The 21,224-nt window shown below is 38.2% G+C and carries 17 protein-coding genes and 2 pseudogenes; 7 read left to right on the top strand and 12 right to left on the bottom strand.

The genetic code is table 11. The features are described 5' to 3' along the window. Positions 1 to 5 precede the first annotated feature (5 nt). Positions 6 to 1,082 carry a magnesium/cobalt transporter CorA gene (gene corA / locus CTY47_RS12545; protein WP_099465125.1) on the top strand — a complete coding sequence of 359 codons (1,077 nt, stop codon included), beginning with the start codon at positions 6 to 8 and terminating at the stop codon, positions 1,080 to 1,082. Here the strand turns inward: corA and CTY47_RS12540 are convergent, their stop codons facing one another. Both CTY47_RS12540 and CTY47_RS12535 read right to left on the bottom strand, forming a co-directional pair. Beyond that, the gene (locus CTY47_RS12540; RefSeq protein WP_099465124.1) at positions 1,083 to 1,682 is read right to left on the bottom strand and encodes a recombinase family protein; all 600 of its coding nucleotides are present in this window, start codon (positions 1,680 to 1,682) and stop codon (positions 1,083 to 1,085) included. It lies immediately after the preceding gene. A 123-nt stretch (positions 1,683 to 1,805) separates the two neighbouring features. Continuing rightward, positions 1,806 to 2,771, bottom strand: a complete 966-nt coding sequence (locus CTY47_RS12535) for an Acg family FMN-binding oxidoreductase (protein WP_099465123.1) — start codon at positions 2,769 to 2,771, stop codon at positions 1,806 to 1,808. A gap of 263 nt (positions 2,772 to 3,034) precedes the next feature. Between CTY47_RS12535 and CTY47_RS12530 the strand changes: the two genes are divergently transcribed. After that, positions 3,035 to 4,177 (top strand): glycerate kinase family protein, encoded by a 1,143-nt coding sequence (locus tag CTY47_RS12530; protein ID WP_099465122.1) that lies wholly within the window; start codon positions 3,035 to 3,037, stop codon positions 4,175 to 4,177. 171 nt (positions 4,178 to 4,348) lie between these two features. Here CTY47_RS12530 and CTY47_RS12525 read toward each other — a convergent pair whose 3' ends face one another. Then, positions 4,349 to 5,131, bottom strand: a complete 783-nt coding sequence (locus tag CTY47_RS12525; RefSeq protein ID WP_233202178.1) for a GDSL-type esterase/lipase family protein — start codon at positions 5,129 to 5,131, stop codon at positions 4,349 to 4,351. A gap of 103 nt (positions 5,132 to 5,234) precedes the next feature. On the opposite strand from CTY47_RS12525, the pseudogene CTY47_RS12520 reads away from it, so the two are divergent. Further along, positions 5,235 to 5,558, top strand: a pseudogene (locus CTY47_RS12520) (succinate--CoA ligase subunit alpha); the annotation flags it as partial. A 43-nt stretch (positions 5,559 to 5,601) separates the two neighbouring features. Here CTY47_RS12520 and CTY47_RS12515 read toward each other — a convergent pair. From CTY47_RS12515 to CTY47_RS12490, 6 genes are all read right to left on the bottom strand, one after another. Beyond that, positions 5,602 to 7,143, bottom strand: a complete 1,542-nt coding sequence (locus tag CTY47_RS12515) for a serine hydrolase domain-containing protein (protein ID WP_099465121.1) — start codon at positions 7,141 to 7,143, stop codon at positions 5,602 to 5,604. A gap of 3 nt (positions 7,144 to 7,146) precedes the next feature. Further along, entirely contained in the window at positions 7,147 to 7,713 is a 567-nt protein-coding gene (xpt, locus tag CTY47_RS12510; protein WP_099465120.1) for a xanthine phosphoribosyltransferase, read from the bottom strand. 7 nt (positions 7,714 to 7,720) lie between these two features. Beyond that, positions 7,721 to 9,094: a nucleobase:cation symporter-2 family protein gene (locus CTY47_RS12505; RefSeq protein WP_099465119.1), complete on the bottom strand. Its 1,374-nt coding sequence runs from the start codon at positions 9,092 to 9,094 to the stop codon at positions 7,721 to 7,723. 11 nt (positions 9,095 to 9,105) lie between these two features. Beyond that, a complete protein-coding gene (locus CTY47_RS12500; RefSeq protein ID WP_099465118.1) occupies positions 9,106 to 10,965 on the bottom strand; it encodes an endonuclease/exonuclease/phosphatase family protein in 1,860 nt (619 codons plus the stop codon). 119 nt (positions 10,966 to 11,084) lie between these two features. Beyond that, the gene (locus CTY47_RS12495) at positions 11,085 to 12,107 is read right to left on the bottom strand and encodes a threonine aldolase family protein (protein ID WP_099465117.1); all 1,023 of its coding nucleotides are present in this window, start codon (positions 12,105 to 12,107) and stop codon (positions 11,085 to 11,087) included. 126 nt (positions 12,108 to 12,233) lie between these two features. Beyond that, the gene (locus tag CTY47_RS12490) at positions 12,234 to 12,743 is read right to left on the bottom strand and encodes an RNA polymerase sigma factor (protein ID WP_099465116.1); all 510 of its coding nucleotides are present in this window, start codon (positions 12,741 to 12,743) and stop codon (positions 12,234 to 12,236) included. 261 nt (positions 12,744 to 13,004) lie between these two features. Here CTY47_RS12490 and CTY47_RS12485 point away from each other — a divergent pair, with 261 nt between their 5' ends. Further along, positions 13,005 to 14,384 (top strand): NfeD family protein, encoded by a 1,380-nt coding sequence (locus tag CTY47_RS12485; protein ID WP_099465115.1) that lies wholly within the window; start codon positions 13,005 to 13,007, stop codon positions 14,382 to 14,384. Between the two features lie 44 nt (positions 14,385 to 14,428). Here CTY47_RS12485 and CTY47_RS12480 read toward each other — a convergent pair whose 3' ends face one another. Next, a complete protein-coding gene (locus tag CTY47_RS12480) occupies positions 14,429 to 15,070 on the bottom strand; it encodes an AlbA family DNA-binding domain-containing protein (RefSeq protein ID WP_099465114.1) in 642 nt (213 codons plus the stop codon). Between the two features lie 71 nt (positions 15,071 to 15,141). On the opposite strand from CTY47_RS12480, the gene CTY47_RS12475 reads away from it, so the two are divergent. From CTY47_RS12475 to CTY47_RS16930, 3 genes are read left to right on the top strand one after another with little or no spacing between them, the layout of a single operon-like run. After that, entirely contained in the window at positions 15,142 to 17,406 is a 2,265-nt protein-coding gene (locus CTY47_RS12475) for a cation:proton antiporter (RefSeq protein WP_099465113.1), read from the top strand. A 34-nt stretch (positions 17,407 to 17,440) separates the two neighbouring features. After that, the gene (kdsB, locus tag CTY47_RS12470) at positions 17,441 to 18,196 is read left to right on the top strand and encodes a 3-deoxy-manno-octulosonate cytidylyltransferase (protein WP_099465112.1); all 756 of its coding nucleotides are present in this window, start codon (positions 17,441 to 17,443) and stop codon (positions 18,194 to 18,196) included. 57 nt (positions 18,197 to 18,253) lie between these two features. Beyond that, on the top strand, positions 18,254 to 18,424 hold the full coding sequence (locus tag CTY47_RS16930; RefSeq protein ID WP_158228535.1) for a hypothetical protein: 171 nt from the start codon (positions 18,254 to 18,256) through the stop codon (positions 18,422 to 18,424). Here the strand turns inward: CTY47_RS16930 and CTY47_RS17640 are convergent. Both CTY47_RS17640 and yidC read right to left on the bottom strand, forming a co-directional pair. Continuing rightward, positions 18,418 to 19,083: pseudogene (locus tag CTY47_RS17640) on the bottom strand (DUF6057 family protein); the annotation flags it as partial. The gene CTY47_RS16930 and the pseudogene CTY47_RS17640 sit on opposite strands and share 7 nt — an antisense overlap. Positions 19,084 to 19,319: 236 nt before the next feature. Beyond that, positions 19,320 to 21,221 (bottom strand): membrane protein insertase YidC, encoded by a 1,902-nt coding sequence (gene yidC, locus CTY47_RS12460; RefSeq protein ID WP_099465110.1) that lies wholly within the window; start codon positions 21,219 to 21,221, stop codon positions 19,320 to 19,322. Positions 21,222 to 21,224: the final 3 nt, after the last annotated feature.

Raw genomic sequence — 21,224 nt, 5'->3', positions numbered from 1 at the left:
AATATATGAGACGGAAAGAAGCAAATTCGCACAAAAGAAGACGCATGTCAAATAGAAATTTATCAGACAAGTATTTCTATGTCGGCGAACACGAAACAGTAACCGGCATCCGTCTCACACAATATAATGAAGCAACCATACATACGCGTGAAATCAAAACAACGGATACTTTCAACAAATTAGTTGACACTAACTATATGAATTGGTTTCAGGTAAGCGGATTAACAGATGCAGAAGCCATCACCCGCATTGTACAAGACTTTGGTTTGCATAATCTGGACGCTAAAGATATCCTGACCCCTCAACATGTAGTGAAGATAGAAGAATACGAAAGCCGTTTGCTTATCATTCTGAATTCGTGTTACTACGATGCCAACACAGAAATAAGAACCGAACACATCAGTATCCTGGTAGCCGGAGATACGGTAATAACTTTTACAGAAAGCAGTAATCCAGTATTTGAAGCCACTTATAAAGCTCTCGAGTCCAATATGCTTAGTATTCGCAAAAAAGGTAGCGGATTATTATTGGCATTCCTGCTAAATACAATAATTGCAAACATTGTCGAAAGTGTAACGAAAGTGGAAGAAATGCTGGAAGATATAGAAGAAACTTTGCTGGATATAAAAAACAGCCAGGAAAACATGGGTTCACTTATCCAGCAACGCCGGCATGAATACATGATTATCCGAAAAAACAGCCAACCATTAAAAGAACAATTTTCCAAATTACTACGCAGTGAAAATGGAATTATCAGCTCTGATATACTTCCGATTTACAATGATCTGGCAGATCAACTATCATTCATCATACAGTCTTCGGAAAGTTGCAGGGAGATCATTTCATCATTAGTGGACCTTTACATATCCAACAATGATTTGCGCATGAATGCAATTATGAAACGGCTCACCATTGTATCTACCCTATTCATTCCACTTACATTCCTGGTAGGTGTTTGGGGCATGAATTTCAAATTCATGCCTGAGTTGGATTGGAGGTACGGTTATATTATAGCATGGTCTGTTATGGTAATATGCGGAGTCATCACCTGGCTCTACATGAAGAAAAAAGACTGGTATTAATTACAATCCGTAGTTCTTCTTAAATTTATAGAATGTATTTTTAGATACATTATAATACTTACAGATGGAAGCCACCGTTTCGCCACGTTCAAACATGCTGATAATTTCTTCTTTGCTAGCATCTAAAAAAAGCTGCTTAGACTCAGAACCTTTCGGACGGCCCAGTTTTTTCCCCGCATGTTTCAACTCGATAAGTGAGTCCTTTGTACGCATAGATATCAAAGCATGGTCAATAGATTCGGTCAGTTTAAAAGCCTCGACCATCTTTTTACTATCCATGCTCGAATCAAATATATAACGGTCTTCAATACACCAAAGAGAAACTTTTTTCGTCAGACACAAAGACAATATCTCCATCATTTCGAAAACAGAGCGGCTAAGACGCGTAATATCTGATACGATCAATATATCACCTTCGTTCACGCGGTCTAATGTATCTTTAAGATTCTGCCCCATTTGTTTTGCTTTCTCTCCTGTTACATCAGTTATCCATTTATCAACTTGCAAATTATCTTTTGTAGCAACAAATTTGGTTATTATATCACGCTGAATATCCAAATGATCTCTGTCCGTTCCTACACTTAAATACGCTATCACCATAAAAATACCTCTTTAATGAATTAAAGAACAATAATATATTAGATTTTGTTGGTGAAGATACAAAAAGATATGGAGTCATCTGCATTTCTATATTTAAACTTTACAGTCAAATCCAATCAAACGTTATATAAGAACATCATCTATCGGTTTTCGCAAAGAATAAGGCATTTTCTTACCATACCCAATCCGTATCAATATGGCAGGATATTCTTTTTCCAATAATAAAGACCGTGCCATACCAACCGAAAGGGGCTTCACTTCACATGGTTGATTAAGAAATGCATAAGCAATACCCTGGCTCGTCAATTCCAGAAGGAACCGTTCTAATGTGCGACCTAAATTTATCCAGTCAACGACCGAATCATTCCGGGTTGTAAATAAAACAAAATGAGAAGAAGACTGTATTTTTTTCTTATCACCTTTATTCTGCATAAACGGATTCAGGAAGCTTTTCATAATCAATTCAGACATCCACCTGGGAAAATCGGGCGCTCCAAAAGCCTCATAACTCAACCCATCCCGGGTTTGCAACGTATGCGACCTATTATACCTGATCCAATCGGACAGTTCTTTCTTAAACTCTTTACTTTTCATTTGAATCTCATTTCCTCTCAAAACATAATCGGCTATCACACCAAATTCAGGACTGCCGTTCAACCACATATATACATTCACATTCTCTTCTTTCCCAATCTCCTGCAATGAATAAATAAGGCTTTCTTTTAAAACCGATCCATTGTACACACTTCTGTTTGTCTGCCGTTCTCCTATCTGTTTAAATAAAGCATGCTCCTTTACAGTGTCGGAAAAGGTAAATTGCACCGTAATAACTCCATCTTCCGCAATACTTACATCCAAAGAATATCCTTTCGAAGAAGCTGCCAAAGACAAATTTTCAACAGCACATCCCAAAGAAATGAACAATTCCCTCCTATCCGTATCCACCACTTTCAGCTCCTTATCTGCATTTGGATATAATTCTACTTTGTCTTCATTTTCAAATAAACGAAACAGCCACGGCTGCGTATTATGCCCCGAAGGTGCTTTCACAGCCTGTTCTATCATAAATAACAAATCATTGCGTTTCATAATTATTCTCCTTTCTTTAATGAGATATTTATCCCAATTTTCCTTACCTGCAAATGTTGAGACCTACAAGGAATACCCACTAAGACAAAGATAACATTTACAAACCAGAATCGCTACAATTGCATTTAACAAAAAACGAACTCATAGTTATGACTTTTCAAAATCATTACTATGAATCAAAAAAATCATAACTATGAGTTCATCTACCAGAACAAGAATATTTACTACATTTGAAATCTAATATAAACACCGGTTCATCGTACATGAAAAAAGTTGTCATTGCTATCGATTCATTTAAAGGTTGCCTCAGTTCTTTTGAAACCGGAAAGGCTGCTGCAGAAGGAGTGAAACGTGTTTATCCTGCATGTGAAGTTATACAATTGCCTATTGCCGACGGAGGCGAAGGTATATTAAATATCCTAATGTCTGCAGCCTGTGGAAAATACATCCGGTTAACAGCCCACAACCCGTTAATGGAAATAATTGAAACACAATATGGCATATCCGGTGATGGCAAAACGGCATTTATCGAAATGGCGACCATTAGCGGCCTGCCGCTTATTTCTTCCGAAAAAAGGAATCCTATGATTACTACAAGCTATGGGACAGGCGAACTGATTAAAGACGCTTTAAACAAAGGATGCCGGCAATTTATTATAGGCATAGGAGGAAGTGCCACGAACGATGCCGGACTTGGCATGCTGCAAGCATTGGGATTCCGTTTTCTCGATAATGAAAATAATATCCTGGGAGCCGGAGGCAGAATAATGGATAAGGTTGCCGTAATCGATATGTCGCATGTACACCCGGATCTGAAAAATTCACACTTTACCATCGCATGCGATGTCCATAATCCATTTTGCGGACCAAACGGAGCTGCTTGCATTTTTGCCAGCCAAAAAGGAGCCGACCCTACTATGATACAATTGCTGGACAAAGGCATGTATTCCCTTGCCCGTGTAATCCTCTCCACTACAGGCAAAGACATAACAATGATACCTGGTACCGGAGCCGCAGGAGGAATGGGCGGAGGCTTTCTGGCCTTTTTAGACGCAACACTCAAGCCCGGCATACAGCTTTTATTGGAAACACTCGATTTCAGTAACCAAATTAAAAATGCAGATATCATCATCACCGGCGAAGGTAAAGTGGACAAACAAACCATTATGGGGAAAGTTCCTTCAGGTATTTTAAGCGAAGCGCAGAAACAAAACATTCCGGTTGTCGTTATAGCCGGAAGTATCGAAAATACAGAAGAAATCAGCAAAGCCGGATTCCAAGGCATATTCTCTATCACTCCTGCTCCTATTACTTTAGAAAAAGCAATGGATGCTAACTATGCAAAAGAGAACATTACGAACCTGGTTAGCCAACTATGCAGATTCATTTATCCGTTCGCTACTTAAATCCGGTAGACAACAAAGGCTACAATTCTTCTTCAAAAATTTGCCTGCAGATGTTGTGTCACTGATAATATGTCCGAGGCCGAATTTATCCTAAAAAAAATTCTTATATAAATCCTTTAAAGTCGATTTAGGGTATGTCTTCATTTGCCACATTACAGCCGTTTTTACAGTTTACTCAAACATGATGTTATATATAGCCTTCCCCCATAGCTCACCTAATGACAGCGCCCCCTTTTGGTTAGGGTGCAACAAAAAGATTCCGGCATTACCCTGTTCTCTTTGCAATTCCTCCTCAGCATGTTTTTTAAAATAATCGAAACCAAGTGTATCTCCCAGATATACACGTCCCGGATTTATTTCACTGTAATAAGAAACCAACTTTCTCAACTCCGGATAATACGCTTGAAGCCGTTCCAGGCCTTCCTGTAAATACATAGCTCCGTTATAGGTATTCGGGCTGTACCATACCGGACGATTCACAACTACTATGCAAGAAGGATAAAGAACCAGCAACCTATCAATAATTTTTCGCATATTAACCTGATATTGCCCCGGAGAAACAGGACAACCATTTGTGCCTTTTACGGCACTATCGTTAGTGCCTAACATAATAGAAAAGATTATCGTCGATCCTTTATCATCTTTAAACTTATCAGCAACTTCCTGCATGCCTGAAAACAATGTTCCCATTTCCGGTAAATAATCTACCGTCGTACAGCCACTGACACCCATATTTGCAAACTTTACAGAGGCAATCCCCGGTTGCTTTTCCAAATATATAGCGGCTTTTACAGGAGGAGCATCATGCTTGGGATCAGACAAGCCCGCACCATACGTTATACTGTTACCGATAAAAACAATATCAAGCACTTTCTTTTCTTCTGTATTTGCGGTTATTTGACCGGGAATCAGGCAAAAAAGCAACAAAACTAAAATCAAATTCGTACGTTTCATAATGAAGACAAATGTATTTTATTTAGTCTGAACTTCCAAATACAATAATAATACAGCATATCTCTCAACCGTTGAAATAAAATAATTGTTTCATATAAAAAATTTCCGCGAATTACTTGAAATGCTGCAAAACGACCCGCAAACCGAAGCAATAGCAATGATTGGCGAAATAGGCGGAAATGCCGAAGAATTGGCAGCTCAGTATATCCGCGATTCTGTTACCAAACCTGTCGTAGCATTTATTGCCGGTCAGTCTGCTCCTCCTGGCAAGCAGATGGGACATGCCGGAGCTATCATTTCAGGAGGATCGGGATCGGCAGCCAAAAAAATTGCAGCACTGCAAGTTGCCGGCATCAAAATAGCAAATGAACCATCTGAAATTCCCGCTTTATTAAAAGCCGGGCTTCATCAAAAATCAACCCGCTAAAATTTCAAAGCCGTTTGTTGAATCAAACGGCTTTGAAATTCATCTATTCTATATGAGCTTTCATTCTGACATCCGGCAGTTTCGTATTTGAAGTTCTATATAATGTAACTGTAGCTTCTTCTCCATCATCAGAAATAGAAAATGTTTCAAAAGTATTGTCTTCCAAATACAGTAACCTTATCTGCAATACATTTTTATTTTTCCAGGCAAAACATCCGGCTATATCAAACGGAGACAAACCCGAAGAATTATGCCGCAAAGAAACAAAATAAGGGCTTTTACGCTCTGTTTTATCATAAATCCATTGACCGTTACCACAAACAAATTCATGTGAAGCATCGTCTGTCACCAATGTCATAAAACATTTGTCATCTGCAACCTTAACAGAAATATGATCGATATGTAGCTCATTTGGCTCTACCGAATAATGACGCACCACTGTTTTATCATCTAGCAGGGTAGTTTTATCAAAAGGCATAGGCAAGCTAAGAGTAGCCATTTTCGACATCAAAGCATTATATGCGTCCTTATCATTCGGGAGTTTTTTATCTTTCACAGCAGGAAGAAAATATTTCCATACCAGATTTAGTTCTTCCTTCATATCCGGAGATTCGGAAGTAATAGCCATTACCATATCCTGATCAGGCATTACTATTATATATTGTCCGGAGGACCCGTCTGCACGAAACGCGTTATTACAACATCTCCATATATAATAACCATACCCTTGTGCCCAATCATTTGCTGTACATTTATCGGGTGATAAATCCGGTTGCGGGCTAATATGAGAAGTCGTCGCCTCTTCTATCCAGGATGCAGAAAGTAGTTGCTTTCCTTGCCATTTACCTCTTTGCAAATACAATTGCCCCAGTTTAGCCAAATCGGAAGTTTTCAACCTTAATCCCCATCCTCCGCAATTAATACCAGCAGGACTTTCTTCCCATAAAACAGCATAAATACCTAAAGGCTCGAATAAACGAGGCCTTAAATAGTCACGGACAGGCTGCCCTGTAACTCTCTGTAAAATAGCAGAAACCATATAAGTCGCATACGAACTATATACAAATTTGCTGCCCGGTTTATTTACAAGCGGCGTTGCCAGAAACGCCTTCACCCAGTTTCCGTCTGCAGAAGTAAATACGGGAGCAGGTTCATTGCCTGCCGACATGGTAAGAAGATGTCTGATTGTCAATTGTTCGAGGTAGGGAGTGATTGTATCCGGTAAATATTCCGGGAAAAAACACATCACCTTATCATCTAAAGTCATCAATTTTTCATCGATAGCAAAACCAACAGCGGTTGATACAAACATTTTGCTGACAGAATGTACAATATGTCTTAATTCCGGTTGATAAGGTTTCCACCAGCCTTCAGCAATAACCTTTCCGTGACGGAGCAGCATAAAACTATGCATGCCTAAATTTTTCTTCTCTACAGCATCAATGTATTGAAGAATTACCGAAGAAGATATGCCTTCAGCTTCAGGCGTACTACGTTGCAGGCCATCAGCTTTTATGTTTTTTGCCCATACAGAAGGGCATAAAAGCTGTATTCCTAATAGTATAGATATTAAACAGGTCTTCATAATTTATCGAACACTAATCTTACAATTGTCCAAATTATCTATAATAGCTAAGCTTTCAACATGAATTCCCATATTACGCAATGTTTTTCCTCCATCCTGAAATGCTTTTTCTATAATAAATCCCATACCGGAGATCTTTGCTCCTGCCTGACGAACCAGATCAACCATTCCTATAGCAGCATTTCCAAAAGCAAGAAAATCATCAATAAAAAGGACGTTATCTTCCGGTGTCAGGAAACTGTTACTAATACAAACACTGTAATCCCGGTCTTTCGTAAACGAATGGACCGTTGTTGAAAGCATATTATCCATTGTTTTCGGTTTTTTCTTTTTCACAAAAACAACAGGCAATTGCATAATATAGCCAACCATAATAGCCGGAGCTATGCCACTAGCTTCTATTGTTACTATTTTATTTATTTCTGTTCCCTTAAAACGACGGATAAACTCTTCAGCAATCTTATACATTAACATCGGATCCATCTGATGATTAATAAAACTATCCACTTTGAGAATTCCGCCTGGATAGCACCTTCCATCCTGTAAAATACGTTGTTTAAGTAAATCCATAAGGCTTCTATTTTATTTTTTCTTCCTTTACTCTAATAAATATATTGGCAAAAATGGCTGTTAATCCTCCGGTTGTTATTCCGGAAGAAAATATACCTTTAATGGTTTCCGGAGCTGTTTTAAGAATATCAGGCATTAACTCCACACCTAACCCCAATGATAAACTGACAGCTAATACTAAGGTTGCTTTTCTGTTTATTTCCTGGGCCGCAATAATACGAATGCCTGCAGCAGCAACCGTTCCGAACATTAATAATGTAGCACCTCCCAATACAGGATCCGGCATTAATGAAAAAACAGTGCCTACTATAGGGAAAAGTCCCAACAAGATCAATATTCCTGCTATATAATAGCCTACATAACGGCTGGCAACACCTGTTAGCTGAATTATTCCATTATTCTGCGCAAAGATGGAATTAGGAAAAGAGTTAAATATGGCTGCAATAAAAGAATTCATACCATCAGCAAACACGCCTCCGGAAATCCGTTTCAAATACTCTTTTCCCTCTATAGGTTTACCGGATATCATAGAATTGGCCGTTATATCACCCGTTGCTTCTATCGCCGTAATCAAATAGACTAAACCTATCGCAATAACAGAAGAAATACTAAATTCAATACCGTACTTAAACGGTACCGGAATATTAAAGCCCATCCAGGATTGTTCAAGAACAACAGAAGTATCTACCATACCTAAAGCAAAAGCTAATCCATAACCAATACATAATCCAAGAACGATTGAACTCATTCTTAAATATTTATTTTTACAACGATTAAAGAATAGCACACTAAATAATACAATTGCAGCAACACCTATATTGCGAATACTTCCAAAAGTACCATTGTCCATAGCCGCATATCCACCTCCACAAGCTACCACACCGACTTTTACCAGGCTAAGCCCGATTAACAATACAACAATACCCGATACTAAAGGCGTTATTATATTACGCATATATTTAAATGTACGGCTAATTATCATTTCAACCGGAGCTGCAGCCAGGCATGCTCCAAAAATCATAGGTAAACCACCAATCATCCCTGTGGCAATTATAGGGCCAATAAAAGAGAAGCTGGTTCCTTGTATACATAAAAGCCCGGCTCCCACACCTCCAATACGTCTGCATTGTACGAAAGTTGACACACCGGATGCAAAAAGAGCCATAGAAACCAAGAAACCTGTTGTCTCCAAATCCAACTTTAAAGCCCCGCCAATAATAAGAGGCGGGGTTATAATTGCTACAAAAATAGCCAGTAAATGCTGTATAGCAGCAAATAGAGTTTCCTTCAGAGGAGGACGATCATCTATTCCATATATAAGATCAGTCTCTTGTACAGGTTGTATGGCTTCAACGAATTGCTCCTCATTATTCATATTCATTTCCGGGACTCTTATAGTTTTAAATCAAGTAACGTTTCTCCTTTTACGTTTAATACCTGCAAAGTCATATTTTTGCCATTCTTTCTCAACACCATGACAGTTGCACCATCAGAGTGATTGCTTCCTCCCACAATTACGGGGAAATTATTACCTATCGACCCTTTAGGATGATATACATAACGATGGGTATGTGCACTGATATTGACATCAAACGGAGCTTTAGCCAATATTTCACCCCAAATCTCAGTACAAGGTTGATATTTATCTCCGTTTCCATAAATAGGAACATGCCCTAATAAAACTTTCTTCGAAGCTTTCTTAAACACCTTGCTTTTAAGTTCATTAGTTAAAAATCCAAGCTGTTCCTGTCGTAATCCCGTAAAATCATTCAACCCATAATAAACCCATGTCGTATCCGGTTTATCTTCACCACAATCTAACATCACGAAACGGCTGTCACCCCAATTAAACGCGCCATAGGTTTTATCGCCAACATAATCAAACAAGCTGCGTAACCCGATTGAAAAGGCATCTCGAATTTCATGATTACCGCGAATATAAAAAACAGGTACCTGACTGGCATTCACCTTTTCATTCAGGTGTGTTAAAAACGACAAAGCCTCTTCTTCCGTATGCGATTCGGCAACGCAATCACCATTAAAAACCACAAAGCTATAAGGTATATTTTTTACTTGTTCATACAAAGCATCCAATGTTGAGACATTTTTATGTAAATCATTAAATACCAACATTGTAAAATCAGTATCGTCAGATTTTGGCAAAGTAAAGGAATAGAAAGGAGACACCGCTGTTTCTCCAAACTCTTTTTTATAGGCCTGATAAAGCATTATTTCCTGAGAACAAACACGATAATAATATTTCTGGCCGGCCTGTATATTCTCCAGCCGTATTTTATTATGCAAATCATTACATATAACCTGCCCGTCAACCAAAGTACGTGCACGTTTCAGATTCAATGTATCTGTACCATATTCTACCCAACTATAACACGGTACTGTAGTCTGCCACATAACCGTAATACCTCCCTCTAACGGATTTTGCAAATAAGGAGCAGACAAAAATATGTCTTCTTTATTTGATTTAAATACAATATCAGCAATAACCGGACGATGATCCGAAGCTACCGGTTCATTACAAACAAAACAAGACAAACGGGTAAATGGAAGATTTTCCGTTTTATATGCAGCGATATAATCCAAACAGCTATCTGGCTCATCTGCAGGAAAAGTAGGTTGCTTCGGGTTTGTTATAATTGTAAAATCTTTCTGGATGTCAGCCAGTAAAGATGATGATGCAGTTGCATTCCAATCACCGGCGATAAAAAAAGGTTTATTGGATTCTTGTGCAACTTTACGAATTATAGGTAATGAAAGTTCTTGATCAGCAGGTGTAAGAGACAGATGCGTACAACAAAATATATACTTTTCAAATTCCACAACGAGTAATACCCGGGTTTCTTCCCTGCCGGGAAGCGGAAAACGTTGGGCACTAACAGGTTTTTCTTTACTTAACACACCAATCCCATACTTGCCTCCGTTATAATCAATAGCGGGGGCAAAAGTCCGGAACATCAATGTACGTTCTGATAATTCTTGAAGAACATTTGTTTGTCCACTTCGCCCTGTCACACTATCAACTTCCTGCACTGCAACCACGTCTGGTTTCATCCGGTTTATTACGTCTGCTATACGCTGATAATTTGTTACATTATCCATACCTTTTCCATTACGTATATTGTAACTCATGATACGCAATGTGTTTCTTTCTTGTTGGTTATTCCCAGCCAACAAGGTTTCACTGACAGGTAACAACAATAAAACAGTTGCAGCCCACAAAATCAAATTTTTCATAATGTCCCCCTTCTATAGTATTTGGAACAAAAATACAAAAAATATCATTTAAGCAGACTGCACAACAGGTCTTTCAATCAGGATAATTAAATAATCAAAAAATAAATCTCCATATTCAGTTATGCAAATATTTCTTTTAATACTTGTTCAAAATGAGCTATATCTTCTCCCGTTGTATCCCACGATGTCACAAGGCGAACTTCATTTATCTCTTCATTCCACATATAAAAGAAATATTCCTCTTGCAATTTTTTCAAAGCTTCGGAAGGTATTGTAAAAAACAATTGATTAGACTCTATCTTCTGAGTAAACTTAACTTGGGGATATTGCTTCAGTATTTCAGCCAATTTACCTGCACTGATATTTGCTCTTAATGCATTTTCCAACCACAAATTATTCTCTAAATACGGAATGAATTGAGCTGACAAATAACGAAGTTTGGAAGCCAGTTGTGCAGACTGTTTCCTATAATATTGTAAATTTTCGGTTATTTCAGGGCGGAAAGAAACAACAGCTTCCCCCATCATCATCCCATTCTTAGTGCCGCCAAAACTTAAAATATCCACACCTGCATCAACTGTCAATTGCTTCATCGAACACTTCAAATAGGCACAGGCATTAGCTAAACGCGCTCCATCCATATGCAAATACATACTATTAGAATGAAGCAAATCGGCGATAGCCTTAACTTCTTCTATCGTATAGACGGTTCCCAATTCTGAAACCTGAGATATATAAACTGCCTTCGGTTGAGAATGATGACAGACACCAAAATTGTGTAACCGAGGCTTTATTAACTCCGGTGTCAATTTTCCATCCGGTGTAGAAATTGGTACAACAGCACACCCTGTCATTCGTGCCGGAGCACCACATTCATCTACATTTATATGTGCCGTCTCAGCACATATAATACTGTTAAATGGACGAGTAACGGCTTGCAGAGCTATTGAGTTCGCTCCTGTTCCATTAAAAACGAAAAAAGGAGATGCTACTTCTCCAAACACACTCTTAATTTTATTAACTGCGTCAGTGGTCCATGGATCATCGCCATAACCTACAGCATGATTATCATTTGCATTTACTACAGCATCCATAATTAAAGGATGCACACCTGAATTATTATCACTTGCAAAACTTCTCATCTTATTCCAATTTTGCACCAAAATTACAGATTTATTTAAAAGTATATCTTAAATAGTAACTATTTAAAACAAAAAAACCGCCCTACTAACTGTAGTAAGACGGCTTAAATTATGTTGTGTAATTATTTAACCATGCTTGAAGTCTTTTAGAATTTTTTGTAGTTCCTGACGGGCAAAGAAAATACGGCTCTTCACTGTTCCCAGAGGTACATTCAGTTTATCTGCGATCTCATTATATTTATAACCACTCAGAAACATAGAAAACGGTATCTTCAATTCATTATTCAAACTATTAATAGCTTTCGTAATTTCCTGAATCTGGTAAGCGCCGTCCGGCGTATCGAATCCCGAATCATTCACAACATCCAAATTGTACAGATCCACTCCTTGGTCTACAACCGTTTGTGTTCTTACAATTTTATGATAGTTGTTTATGAAAATATTACGCATAACGGTCAAAACCCAACCCTTGAAATTGATATTATCAACGAATTTTTCCTGATTATCCAATACCTTCAGCGTTGTGTCTTGCATCAAATCTTGAGCATCATCTCTGTTTGCTGTGAGCATTAATGCAAAATTCATCATATTTTCTTGCATGCTCAATAATTTTTTCTGAAATTGCAATGCATTCATACTAAGTTTATAATTAAAGGTTAAATACCTGAAAAGTATTATCCTTTCATTGTTGAAGGATGTACAAATGTAAATATAATATTTGAAATAAAAACCCATTTGAGAAATATTAATATTAAAAATCGCAACTTAATATTTCAACAATAAAACTTACTGAAAATGAGCGGAATTTACAACAAAATCGGGCCTTAAAAATCAATATTTACAAGTAGTATATTACAAAATGCAACATAACAAAAAAAACAAGAAGAATTAAGCTAAATGAGAAGTCTATTAACATTCATTTTACTCGGATTATTTTATCCTTCTATTCTATTGCTAGCCAACGCAAATGAAAAAACAATCATATATCAAATCGATATAAAAAAAGAAATAGATAATACCACCCGTCTATATCTTAGTAACGGATTGATAGAAGCACAAAGGCTAAAAGCAAAGGCTGTCTTAATCCATTTAAATACATACGGAGGATTATTAGAAGCAGCCGATTCTATGCGGACATCTATTCTTTACAGTCCGATTCCGGTATATGTGTTTATCGATAACAACGCAGCTTCGGCTGGTGCACTCATTTCCATTGCATGTAAAAAGATATATATGCGCAAAGGAGCCAATATAGGAGCTGCAACCGTAGTAAATCAAACGGGAGCAGCCATGCCTGATAAATATCAGTCATACATGCGTTCTATGATACGTTCTACGGCCGAAGCTCTCGGAAAAGACACTATTATACAACAAGGAGATACGACCTACAAATGGAAAAGAGACCCTCGTATTGCCGAAGCTATGGTAGACGAACGAGTAGTAATACCCAACCTGATAGATACAGGAAAGGTTCTGACTTTCACGGCTGATGAAGCCCGGAAATGGGGTTACTGCGACGGTATAGCAGAATCGACAGACGAAGTAATAACCAAATATCTAGGATTCCAAAATTACAAACTTGAATCATATACGCCATCCTGGTTCGACAATATCAAAGGGTTCCTTATGAATCCGATGGTTCAATCCATACTTATTATCATTATTATCGGAGGAATTTATTTTGAAATGCAAAGTCCAGGTTTAGGATTTCCGTCTATAGCCTCCCTTATTGCAGCTATACTCTATTTTGCACCTTTGTATATAGATGGATTAGCTCAGAACTGGGAAATTCTGGTATTTATAGCCGGCGTTATATTAATCGTTGCTGAAATATTTATTATTCCGGGATTCGGAATAGCTGGCATTAGTGGGATCATTTGTATAATAGCCGGACTCACCATGAGTCTTTTGAACAACACAGACTTCAACTTTGAAGGAGTTTCCGGGATCGAAGTAGGAAGGGCATCCCTTACCGTCCTCATGGGGATTGGAATCAGTTTTGTACTAAGTATCTGGATATCGAGTAAAATAGGAACCAAAGGCATATTTAAGAAAGTAGCATTAAATGCAGATTTGGAAAAGGCTGTATCTACTCCCATATTTAACAACTTAATAGGGAAAGAAGGCATTGCCGCCACCATCCTGCGTCCTTCCGGGAAAGTAAATATTGACAACGAATTATACGATGGTGTTTCCGAGAGTGGTTTTATAGAAAAAGGGCAACGGGTAAAAGTTATTCGTTTTGAAAATGCCCAAGTATATGTAGAAACAATATAAAAACAATGTAAAACAGTTAGATAAATTTGATTATACAATCTACTTTATCTAACTGTTTGTTTCTGATAAACAATATGTTTTTCTACGACAATATAATGTAAGGTACCCATAGCCATCAAATCACTTAAAATATTTTTTGCGGTATAGTAATTAATATGAGCAACTCGGCAGAATTGGGCAATACTTATACTATCATGTTCATCCAGCCAGGCAAACAGCTTTTCAACAGGTTTGCCTATTTTTAACAAAGTACCTTCCGGCTTCGACTTTTTCTTCCACGAAAGTATCAAAACTTCATTTGCCAGTATATTCTCATCTGCAACACGTATATAGGCTTTATATTTGTCTTCCTTATCCGGAGCACAATAAGGCTTATCCATGCCCGGTGCTATATAAACTTCGAGCACAATTTTACCATTAATATCCCATTTGGTTGCAGTAAAAGGCACTTCGGGACGAGTATACATTTTCGATGCAGCTTCTATCATATAATACTCTTCTTCACTCCTTATACCCGATATAGCTCCGTTGTCTTTCACTCCTATCAGTAAACGCCCTCCATCCGTATTCGCAAAAGCGCTCAAAGTACGTGCTATTTTTTTACTATCACTTACTTCAAATTTAAAATCGAGTTGCTGATGCTCTCCTTGTTCTATCAATGTTTCTATTGGATGCCTCTTCTTCATTTTGGCAGAATTTTTGACCTGCAAAATTAAAATAAATACATAACTTTGCCAATTGAAAAATCAACGAAACAATGTCCCAAATAGCTCCGCTAATATCCGACCTTGCTGTAATACTTATATCTGCCGGGCTAGTAACCTTGTTATTCAAATGGTTAAAGCAACCGGTTGTTTTAGGCTACATTGTTGCCGGAATACTCGCCGGACCGGCTATAGAACAAATTCCAACAGTATCCGATATAGAAAGCATTCATATCTGGGCAGACATTGGTGTCATTTTTCTTCTTTTTGCCTTAGGACTGGATTTCAGTTTTAAGAAATTAATGAAAGTCGGCGGAACAGCCGTCATCGGAGCAATTACTGTTGTTATCGGCATGATGACAGTGGGTTATATAACCGGGCTCTCTCTTGGATGGGGGCACATGAACAGTCTCTTTTTAGGAGGTATGCTTTCCATGTCATCCACAACGATCATTTTTAAAGCCTTTGATGATATGGGACTTCGTAACCAACGTTTTGCCGGTGTTGTTTTCGGCATATTGGTTGTCGAGGACTTATTTGCCGTCTTACTAATGGTATTACTTTCTACCCTTGCCGTCAGTAAACATGTAGAAGGCCTTGAATTACTTAACAGTGTAATAAAACTAGGAGCATTCCTTCTTTTCTGTTTTGTTGTCGGTATTTATCTAATTCCTTCCTTTTTGAAAAAAGCACGGGGTTTTCTAAATGATGAAACGTTATTAATTGTTAGTATCGGGCTTTGCCTCGGCATGGTTATAATAGCAACGAAAGCCGGATTTTCTGCTGCACTCGGAGCATTCGTTATGGGTTCTATCCTAGCTGAAACAGTTGAAGCCGAAAACATCGAACACCTTGTAAAACCGGTAAAAAACTTATTCGGTGCTGTCTTTTTCGTGTCTGTTGGAATGTTAATAGACCCGATGCTATTATGGCAATATAAAGTACCGATCATCATATTGACACTAGTAGTAATGATAGGACAAATCGGATTTGCTTCTTTCGGCGTATTACTATCAGGCCAACCATTAAAAATAGCAATACAATCAGGTTTTTCCTTAGCTCAAATCGGAGAGTTTGCATTTATTATCGCTTCTTTAGGATTAACGCTGAAAGTAACAGATCATTATTTATATCCTATAGTGGTTGCTGTATCTGTAATAACCACATTCTTTACGCCCTACATGATCCGGCTTGCCGAACCTGCATACAAAATAGCAGACCGGGTCATACCTAATTCCTGGAAAAAATTTTTGGTACGCTACTCTTCCGGTTCCAATACAATCCGGCAAAAAAGCGCATGGGATAAACTTCTCAAAGCATTAATGCGTATTGTTGGAACTTATACGGCCGTATCATTAGTACTCATCTTTATATGGCTCGAGTTTGTGGCACCTATTATCACCAAGGAGATACCCGGTATCAAAGGAGCTATATTAGCATTATGCCTCATCCTTGCTTTGATTTCCCCTATGCTACGGGCTATTATGATGAAAAAAAACCACTCGGAAGAATTTTTACAATTATGGAATGACAGTAAATACAACCGGGGACCTCTGGTTTCGCTTATCATACTTCGTATACTTTTATGCATAGGTATGGTTATGCTCCCCGTTGCCCAACTATTAAATTTGAAAGTGGGGATTGTATTGTCGGTTGCCTCTGCCGTGATTGCTATAATTATATTCTCAAAAAAATTAAAAAAACAGTCCATTTTAATGGAGCGTCATTTTTTCAGCAATTTAACTGCCCGCGAAACAGAAGCAGAGAAAAAAGCTCCAATCAATCAACGTTTTGCCAACCATTTACTAGAGAGAGACCTTCACTTAGCCGATTTTGAAGTTCGTCCCAACTCACCCAGTATGGGCAAAACATTACTGGAACTCAATTTCAGACAAAAATGCAATGTAAACATTGTAACTATTATACGTGGAAACAAACGGATTAATATACCGGGAGGCAATGAACGTTTATATCCATACGACAAATTAGTTGTTGTAGGAGGAGACGACGATCTGGAACATTTCCGCAAGTATATAGAAGAACGATACCGTTTATCCAATACCAATACAATCTCCGACAATACCGAAGAAATAAATATGGAACAGTTCACCATCGTATCCGGCTCACGATTAATCGGAAGAACCATTGTTGAATCAGGAATACGAGACAAAGCCGCTTGTCTGGTCATTGGTATCGAACGAGGAACTACATCCATCATGAACCCGCCTCCCAGTACAGTTTTTGAAGAAGGCGATATTATTTGGATCGTTGGAGAACGGGAAAAAGTTCTCCGCCTGAGCGAAGGTAAAAAATTATAACTTTACTATTACAAAGTACATAAATCATATAAATATGAAATTTATAGGAATTATACCCGCACGATACGCTTCCACCCGCTTTCCGGGAAAGCCTTTAGCCGATATGGGAGGAAAACCCATGATTCAGCGTGTTTACGAACAAGTGCAAAACGTATTGGACGCTGTTTGTGTTGCCACAGACGATAGTCGGATCGAAAATGCAGTAAAGGCATTCGGAGGTAACGTTGTTATGACCTCCGACCAACATCGTAGTGGAACAGATCGTTGCTACGAAGCCTTTTGTAAAACAGGCAATGGATATGATATTGTCGTAAATATCCAAGGCGACGAACCATTTATTCAACCCAAACAAATAGAAACAGTCAAAGCTTGTTTTTCCGATGACAGTGTCCAAATTGCAACTTTGGTGAAACCATTCCGTCCCGACGACGATTTCGAAACCACACTGTTCAATGCCAACTCTCCGAAGGTTGTATTAAACAAGAACAATGAAGCCATGTACTTCAGCCGTTCTATAATTCCTTATATGAGAGGAAAAAAATATACAGAATGGTTGCCCAATCATACCTATTATAAACATATCGGTTTATATGCATACCGTGCAAATGTTCTTAAAGAAATCACCTGTTTACCGCAATCTCCCTTAGAATTGGCGGAAAGTCTGGAACAACTGCGCTGGTTGGAAAACGGATATAAGATTAAAGTAGGAATTACTGAACTGGAGACAATCGGCATAGACACTCCCGATGATATGGAAAAAGCCCTTGAATTCCTTGCCTCCCACAAATAAGAATCGGTAATAGCCTCAACCAGGCCTATAGCATCCGGAGAACTAAACTTCTTCTGGATGCACTTTCTTTGTGCATTAGTTCCTGCAATCAGGATAAAGACCAACAATACAATTAAGAAAGAAGCAGACTTTACATTCAATTTTATTTTTCTGACAGTTCGTATCTGCAATACCAGCAAACCAAATACTAAAACCATGGCAGGCACCATAGCCCGTATCATTATGTAAGGATACAGATAAGCCTCTTCTTCCGAGATATCATAATAGCAAGCACCCAAAACAGGAAGCAAATAACTCAAGACCAAAAGTATCACCCAATATGTCCAACGAACCCTGCCACTTTCCGCTTCGTATAGAAGAACCATTAAAGAAAAAGCTATCAGACGTCCGCCCGCCACAAAATAAATCAATGGAAGCACTGCAATCCCAAGAATAAGAGACGCCCACTTTCCTTTTATTTTTGCATAAAGATAAAATGCGACCAAAGCAATCATTATCGATAAGGTGGAAGATAGCGAATTTGACAATTGGCAATAGAATATCCATTCAAATACAACCGGAAAAAGAGCATACAAAATAGCAATATTTCCAATATTGAATTTATTCAACATCTTGGTAATGATAAACCACTCAACTAAGAAAACCAAAGTTATTACACTCGCTACCACAGTAGGCGAGGAAAACCGAGAACTCAAGAAATCTCCTATAAAACTAGCTAATACAGCAGGTTTATCCAAATAGGAAGACAAATCGGAAATAGACACCGGAACAGGCATTTGCCCTGAATGGAACAAATAAAACGGATAGGAATAATTAAAAAACAAAAAACACGCAGTTACAAATATCACTGCAACTACTCCCCTCAACACAATTATCTTTTTTGCCATTATTTACGAATAATATGGTAGGAAAGGCCCAACGTTTTTTTAATTCCAACACACCAGGACCTTATTTCTATTACGGTGCAAACGAATTATCTATATATATTATACAAATTAGGCTATACAAATGTTCACAGTTTTTACGGGAAAATATCAATCATATTTAAAAATTCAAGAAAAAAAGGAGAAACCGATTTATACATCTGTTTCTCCTTTTTCAATTTGAATATTCGTGTCGTAGTTTATTTCCTTTTCTGCTGTTTTTGTTTTTCCAACTGAGCCTGCTGAACTTTCTGAGCCTCTTCCAGACGCTTCATAAAGCCAGATTTTTTAACGGGCTTCCTTTTATTGGCTTCCAATTTAGCCAGCAGCTTATCTTCGTTAATAGTATAACGGAATACAAGTGTCTGGATAATAGTTATCAATGTAGAAATAAAATAGTAATATGTCAAACCGGATGCATAGTTATTAAAAATAAACAAGAACATCAACGGCATCATATACATCATAACCTTCATACCCGGCATCTGTTGTTGTCCTGTATTGGTCATTTCCATATTATACTTTGTATATATAATATTGGTAATAGTCATCAACAAACAGAACAAACTGATATGATTACCAAAATAGGTCGAGATTATAGGTATTTGCGTATTCCAGCTTACAATAGCGTCGTACGTAGATAAATCGTGCGCCCAAAGGAAACTCTGGTGACGTAATTCAATAGCCGACGGAAAGAACATAAACAGAGCAACCAAAACCGGCATCTGCAATAACATCGGCAAACAACCACTCATCGGACTGGCTCCGGCACGACTATATAATTCCATCGTTGCCCTCTGACGCTCCACAGCCTTATCCTGTCCCGGATATTTAGCATTAATCTCTTCTACCTGCGGACGCAATACACGCAGTTTGGCAGAAGACATATACGACTTATAAGTCAACGGGAACAAAATAATCTTCACTATTAATGTTAACAAGAATATTATCAATCCGTAGCTATGGATAAACGAACCCAAAAAATCAAACAACGGAATAACAAAATACTGGTTTACCCAACGGAAAATACCCCAACCCAGCGGAACCAACTTTTCCAGATCCAACTGCTGGTCTTCCACTTTTACATCTTTATCAAAAGACTTTAACAAAGCAAATTTATTAGGACCGAAATAGAAACGGAAGTCTGTAGATTCTTTTCCCTGCAAATCGAACGGAACGGACGTAGTCGCTTTAAACCGCTTCAATATGTCGCCACTGGGAACCACTTCCGAGTCCAAAGTAGTTGCTTCAAAGCCTGTATCCGAAATCAATACTGTCGAAAAAAACATATCCTTATAACCAATCCATCTCAGACGGTTCGGAATCTGCTTGCTGTCGCTTTTAGATTCACTCAGGTATTCTACATTATCGGATATAAATTTATAGTACAATCCCACATAACGGTCTTCAAACTTACGTCCTTTCTCCTGCTGGATAATACCTTGTTGCCACATCAAATCAAGAGAGTTGGTAGACGGTGCCAACACGCCATTCATGCCTGTACCCTTTACTGAAAAAGAAAGCATATAATCATCCGGCTTTAATGTATATGTAAAGTCCAAAGAACTTCCTTCGCCCGTACTAAGGCGCATTGTTATTGTGTTCGGATCATTACCTTTTACCGGAGTAAAATACAATTCGCTTGTATTGACAACACGGTTTGTAGCCGTTACCAGTGTAAAGTTAAACTTAGAATCATTTTCATCAAAAAGAACAAGAGGTTTCGAATCATAAGTATCATATTCCTTCAGACGTGCATAACTGACACGTCCCCCTTTATTACTCAAATGAAGTTCTACCAGATCGTTTTCCAATACAGTATAGCTGTCTGTTCCTACCATAGCCTCAGCAAATACGCCGAAACTTTTCTCCAAACGGGCTACACGTACAGAATCGGGTAAGCTCTCTAATGCCTCCTCGGCATCAGCCGTCTTATTTTCCTGTTTTTGTAATTCTTGCTGTTGAGCATATTCAATCTTCGCGATCGAATCATTATAACGGCGTTTTGCCTCCAACTGCTCCGGCGAAGGCTGGTTCAGCCAGCTAAACCCAAATAAAACTACGCCTATTAGCAGGAAACCTATTATTGTATTTTTGTCCATCTA

Source organism: Parabacteroides provencensis, assembly GCF_900232875.1.
GTDB lineage: Bacteria > Bacteroidota > Bacteroidia > Bacteroidales > Tannerellaceae > Parabacteroides > Parabacteroides chinchillae.
Note: the sequence above shows the minus strand (reverse complement) of the source record. Positions and strands in the feature narration are given on the sequence as shown.